Below are 5,416 nucleotides of genomic sequence, written 5' to 3'. Positions count from 1 at the left end.
TTGAGCCAGCGGGTAATGATTCTGTCGGTACGATCCTTGTTTGGGTCCGACTGTATGATCGCCACAACCCGATCCACTGCCTGCTGCAAAGCTTCCCAGCTGTGGCCAGCGTTCTCGACACCAAAAACCCCACTCAACGGTGTCTGGCGCATCGAACGGGGCAAACCCTTCGATCAACTGCTGAACAAACTCCGGGTGGCTGAACAATTCCTTGTTGCCGGTTTCAAGAGCCGGCCGGGGACAGACTTAAAGTCTGTCCCCACTTTGGTGCTGGCTTTACTCCCTGGGGACAGATTTAGAAATCTGTCCCCAAGCGAGCGAGCCAGCGGCGTCTGCGCCCTGAAACAGACCGCAGTCAATCAGAATGCCGGCGGAAGGATGCAACCGGCCAGGAGGGGTAATGCTCAGCTCGTGGCAAGAGCCGGTAACGCCAGATACAGCGCCATGGTGGGAAATGTTGATCATAACAACCTCCTTGTTGCTGGTTTCAGAAGCCGGCCAGGGCCAGACTTGGAGTCTGCCCCTGCTTTGGCACTGACTTCGGGACAGATTTCAAATCTGTCCCGGCTGCCCCGGGTCCAATTGAGCTTCTGGCTAAGGCCTGCGCTCGATAGAGCCTGTGAGAGCTTCAACTACCCATTGATTTATGCTTTTACCCTCTGATGCCGCAGCCACAACAAGGTTCTCGTGCAGACCAGAACTCAAACGAACATTAAACTTACCTGAGTAGTGTTTTTTTGGCTCTACACCATCTTTTTTGCACATATCAAGAAACATTGCTAAAGAGATTTCACCTTCTTTGCGCAATCCTTTGATATCTGTGGCATAAAAGTCGGCTCCGCCATTCAGGTTAACGAACTCACCCCGAAACATTTCTATTTCAGGATCATAATTTATAACTGCCTGGTGGCCCTCAAAGCCCATTAAATTGATCATGGTTTTACCCCATTTATGTCTAACCACCGACGAATACTGCTGACCGCCCCTTTGTCAGTATCAGGAGACGGGTGTGGCCGGTGAAATACTCTTCTTTCACCAAACAACCTGACTCCAACTCGAGAACCTTCACCCTCTTCCAGGCTGCCTCCAAGTTCACGAAATAAGGATTCAATGTCTTTCCATTTAATACTACCGTTTACTGGCCGTGCAAAAATGAGAGCAAGTGTTTTTTGGTGTTTTTGTTTCATAACAATATATTAGTACCACTATTTAGTACTGTCAACAGGCTAGATAATTTTGCTCAAAGTACAACCGAGAACGCTATAGCTGGGGCAGATTTCACGACTTTCCATCACTCAGCAATTACCACCCTCGATTCCGGCTTCGCCTTCAGCGCTTGCTCAAACACAACTTTTAACGCCGCCTTAGCGCCATCATCACCGTGCACCAGCCGAATTTCCCGGGGCGCGTCGGGAATGCCCATCACAAAATTCAGCAAGTCACTTTGCCCCGCGTGGGCGGAATAGCCACCTATTTGGTGAATACGGGCGCAAATGGGGTAACGTTTTTCATCAAGCTCCACCCAGCCAGCCTGATCCGGTGTTCGCACACCGGCGTTGCTGCCGTATTTCAAAATATCCCGACCTGGTGTGCCCGCGGCCTGATAGCCCACGAACAACACATCATTACGGGCGTCGCCGAGCATGGCTTTCAGGTAGTTCATCACCCGGCCACCGGCGCACATGCCTGAACCCGCCAACACCACCGCCGGGCGTTTGAAACTGGCCAAGAACTTCACAGCCTCAAGGTGATCGGCATGGCTGTTAATCAGCGTAAGCTGGTCAAAACCCAACGGGTGTCGCCCCTGGCTCAGCACTTCCTGGGCTTCCGCGTCCCACATAGGTTTTAACTGGCGATAAATGCGGGTGAACTCTGCCGCCAAGGGCGAATCCACCACAACTTCCAGATCCTGCCACTCCACACCCGGCGCCACCGGCTCAGCGCCAAATTCATGAATCAGGCTTTCAATTTCATACAGAAAATCCTGTGTTCGGCCAATACTGAACGCCGGCACAATGACTGTACCGCCGTCAGCCAGGGCGCTCTGCAGCACCTCCTTCAAGCGTAAACGCCGGGTGGTGCGGTCTTCATGATCCTTGTCGCCATAGGTGCTTTCAATCACCAACCGATCAGCACGTTCCGGCGACACCGGTGCCGTCAGCAGCGGCGCGTGGGCAGCGCCCAAATCACCGCTGAACACGATGCGCTCATTAACCGGCCCGCCTTGCTCACTCCCACACTCGCGTTCGTGTTCATCATCGTGCGCTCTACCATGCTCTCCATCACATTCTGCCGCCGTAACATCACACTCTACATACGCCGAGCCCAGAATGTGACCTGCCGGCTGAAAGCGAATATCCAGAGAGCCTCCGGTTTCGTCATCCGCCGAAAACACCGAATGCCACTGCCCATAAGGCACCGGAACCACCCGCTCGCGAATTAATCCCAGCACCCTCTCAATCAGCGCCCTATCTCGTGTGAAACCAATTTTCAGAGCGTCTTTCAGGATCTCCGGCAACATAATGGCTGAAGGCTCAGTACAAATAATTGGCCCGTTAAACCCTGCCGCCAACAAATACGGAATCCGGCCAACGTGGTCTATGTGCACGTGGGTAATTACCAGAGCACGAATATGATCAAGGGGGAAATCGATAGCGAGGGCGGCAATACTCGCCGAAGCAGAGACAGATTGATGAGCCAAAGCGGGGACAGATTTAGAAATCTGTCCCCGTGCGAGCCTGCCGGCGGCGTCTGCGCCCTGAAACAGGCCGCAATCAATCAAAATCCCGGCGGAAGGGTGCAACCGGCCAGGCGAGGTAATACTCAGTTCGTGGCAGGAGCCGGTAACGCCAGAGACGGCGCCGTGGTGGGAAATATTGATCATAACAACGTCCTTGTTGGCGGTTGGCTGGGGCAAGGGACAGACTTAAAGTCCGTCCCTGTTTTTCGTTTTTCGCCTTCGGGACAGATTTCAAATCTGTCCCGGCTTTTGCAACCGTGATTATCTCCGCAGGATGGAGTAGGATTAAATCCTATCTTATGCGGGAGGCCCGTCATGCGTACCACTCAACAATTCAGCATTACTTTACCCAACCAGATGGCCGACGTAGTAAAAGCCAAGGTTGCCGCTGGCGAATACGCCACTGAAAGCGAAGTGATTCGCGATGGCTTGCGGGCGCTACTGGCCCGTGACCGTGCCTTGGAGAACTGGCTCTTCGGTCAAGTAGCCCCTGCTTACGATGCATTGAAGGCTGACCCAACGCGCGCGCTCAATGTCGACCAAGTGCGCGCCCGGTTATCAGCAGAACACCAGAACTCCACTTCACAAACGTAATGGTGTACACCGTTGAGTTTACACCGGAAGCGATGGAACAGCTGGCGGTGCTCTATCGCTATATTGCCACGAAGGCTTCACCGGAAATTGCTAAACGCTATACAGACGCCATCGTAACCCACTGTGAAGAGCTACAGACGTTTCCACATCGAGGAAACCAACGCGACGACATACGGCCCGGACTGCGAATCACAAACTACCGCAAGCGGGCCGTAATCGCATTTGCTGTGGATGACAAGCATGTTTCCATCTTGGGCGTTTTTTACGGCGGACAAGACTTCGAGGTTGCTTTGCAGTTTGAACTGGACGACTAGCCGTTTAGGACCTTATTCCCTGGGGACAGACTTAAAGTCTGTCCCCGCTTTACTTCAGCTTCCGCCTTCGGGACAGATTTTAAATCTGTCCCGGCTTTATCGGCAGCCACCGGCCGCGGATTCAAATTCCACACCAGGTCTTCAACACCGCCATTAGGCGCAAAACCCGTAGGAGCGGTTTTCAGGATAGAAACCACACCCTCACAATCAAAGGCGTGGCTGGCGTATTGCAGTTGCCTGATGGTATCCGCCACCTCCGGCCAGGTCATACACACTTCACGCGCCATCATAATGCGCGGGTGTGCCGTGCCCTGTGGGTCGTCACCAATCAACAGTTCCTCGTACAGTTTCTCACCAGGACGCAAACCACTGAATACCAGTTCTATCTCGCCATCCGGTTGCTCGGCGGTTCTTTCACGGCGACCCATTAAGTGCATCATCTTGCGAGCCAAATCGGCAATTTTTACCGGCTCGCCCATGTCCAGCACAAACACCTCGCCACCCTGCCCCATACTACCGGCCTGCAGCACCAGTTGGCTGGCTTCGGGAAGGGTCATGAAATAGCGAATAATATCCGGGTGAGTAACCGTCACCGGGCCACCGCTGCTAATCTGATCCCGGAACAAGGGCACCACAGAACCCGACGAGCCCAGCACATTACCAAAACGCACCATAGAGAAAACCGTGTCGCTCTGTCGCTGCGCCAGCCCCTGCAACACCAGCTCCGCCATACGCTTACTGGCGCCCATCACATTGGTGGGCCTAACCGCCTTATCAGTAGAAATCAGCACAAACAACTCAACGCCCGCTGCAACCGCTGCCTCGGCCGCGTGCAATGTGCCAAACACATTGTTCTGCACGCCCTCAATCACATTGTGCTCTACCAGCGGCACATGCTTGTACGCCGCAGCGTGATACACCGTTTGCACCCCAAACGAACGCATTACCGCTTCACAACGGCGGCGGTGCACCACACTGCCCAACAGTGGGTGAACACACACGTTCAGACCTTCCACGAGATTGATCTGCTGAAGCTCGCGCTCAATGGCGTACAACGCAAACTCAGACTGCTCAAACAGCACCAGGCACTTGGGCTGGTGGCGAATGATCTGCCGGCACAATTCAGAACCAATCGATCCACCCGCGCCGGTTCACGTCCATATCCGCGTCCACCGCCAACAGCAAGCGCTCAACACGCAGACTGCTCACCGCCTCTTCCAAGTGGCTCAACGCAAACGCCGGCAAACCCACAATCAAGGTGTTGTGGTTAGTGGGTCTGCGCCCTGAAACAAGCCGCAGTCAATCAGAATACCGGAGGAGGGATACGATCGGTTAGAAGGGATAATGCTCAGCTCGTGGCAGGAGCCAGAAACGGCGCCGTGGTGGGAAATATTGATCATAACAACCTCTTTGTTGCCGGTTTCAGAAGCCGGCCCGGGACAGACTTCAAGTCTGTCCCGGCTGTCCGCTTTATTCCCTGGGGACAGATTTTAAATCTGTCCCCGCTTTTCTTCTGTTAATGCTTGTCTTCAATGCGCAGCTTGACGATCTCGTCAACCGATAACCCCGTCGCTGCCGCAATCTGATCGTTACTGAGCACGCCAAATGAAAGAAGATGACGAACGGTTTTACGTTTTTCTTCTAATGCGCGCCAATCGCCCTCCTGACGACCCTCCTGACGACCCTCCTGACGACCCTCCTGACGACCCTTCTGATGCCCCTCCTGACGCCCCTCAAGCCGTTCTTTCTTAACCAAGTTCTCCAAATT

The 5,416-nt window shown here is 54.0% G+C and carries 7 protein-coding genes and 2 pseudogenes; 2 read left to right on the top strand and 7 right to left on the bottom strand.

Annotated elements, in window-relative coordinates; all coding sequences use genetic code 11:
• Positions 1-276: 276 nt before the first annotated feature.
• From A3OI_RS20625 to A3OI_RS0116785, 4 genes are all read right to left on the bottom strand, one after another.
• Positions 277-465 (bottom strand): MBL fold metallo-hydrolase, encoded by a 189-nt coding sequence (locus A3OI_RS20625; protein ID WP_018405404.1) that lies wholly within the window; start codon positions 463-465, stop codon positions 277-279.
• A gap of 129 nt (positions 466-594) precedes the next feature.
• A complete protein-coding gene (locus A3OI_RS0116795; protein WP_018405403.1) occupies positions 595-936 on the bottom strand; it encodes a type II toxin-antitoxin system HicB family antitoxin in 342 nt (113 codons plus the stop codon).
• Positions 933-1,187, bottom strand: coding sequence for a type II toxin-antitoxin system HicA family toxin (locus A3OI_RS24735; RefSeq protein WP_081622965.1), 255 nt, complete (start codon positions 1,185-1,187; stop codon positions 933-935). Before A3OI_RS24735 ends, A3OI_RS0116795 begins: the two co-directional genes overlap by 4 nt.
• A 104-nt stretch (positions 1,188-1,291) precedes the next feature.
• A complete protein-coding gene (locus tag A3OI_RS0116785; RefSeq protein WP_018405402.1) occupies positions 1,292-2,884 on the bottom strand; it encodes an MBL fold metallo-hydrolase RNA specificity domain-containing protein in 1,593 nt (530 codons plus the stop codon).
• A gap of 171 nt (positions 2,885-3,055) precedes the next feature.
• Between A3OI_RS0116785 and A3OI_RS0116780 the strand changes: the two genes are divergently transcribed.
• Positions 3,056-3,334 carry a ribbon-helix-helix domain-containing protein gene (locus tag A3OI_RS0116780; protein WP_007351639.1) on the top strand — a complete coding sequence of 93 codons (279 nt, stop codon included), beginning with the start codon at positions 3,056-3,058 and terminating at the stop codon, positions 3,332-3,334.
• Positions 3,334-3,648, top strand: a complete 315-nt coding sequence (locus A3OI_RS0116775) for a type II toxin-antitoxin system RelE/ParE family toxin (RefSeq protein ID WP_018405401.1) — start codon at positions 3,334-3,336, stop codon at positions 3,646-3,648. Before A3OI_RS0116780 ends, A3OI_RS0116775 begins: the two co-directional genes overlap by 1 nt.
• Here A3OI_RS0116775 and A3OI_RS0116770 read toward each other — a convergent pair.
• From A3OI_RS0116770 to A3OI_RS0116755, 3 genes and pseudogenes are all read right to left on the bottom strand, one after another.
• Positions 3,645-4,923 (bottom strand): annotated as a pseudogene (locus A3OI_RS0116770) (UDP-N-acetylglucosamine 4,6-dehydratase family protein); the annotation flags it as partial. The gene A3OI_RS0116775 and the pseudogene A3OI_RS0116770 overlap by 4 nt on opposite strands.
• Positions 4,902-5,048, bottom strand: coding sequence for a hypothetical protein (locus A3OI_RS23250; protein WP_018405398.1), 147 nt, complete (start codon positions 5,046-5,048; stop codon positions 4,902-4,904). The gene A3OI_RS23250 and the pseudogene A3OI_RS0116770, both read right to left, overlap by 22 nt.
• 116 nt (positions 5,049-5,164) lie before the next feature.
• Positions 5,165-5,416: pseudogene (locus A3OI_RS0116755) on the bottom strand (hypothetical protein); the annotation flags it as partial.

It is taken from the genome of Marinobacter gelidimuriae (genome assembly GCF_000372805.1).
In the GTDB taxonomy this organism is placed as follows: domain Bacteria; phylum Pseudomonadota; class Gammaproteobacteria; order Pseudomonadales; family Oleiphilaceae; genus Marinobacter; species Marinobacter gelidimuriae.
This window is presented reverse-complemented; position numbering and strand designations above follow the sequence as displayed.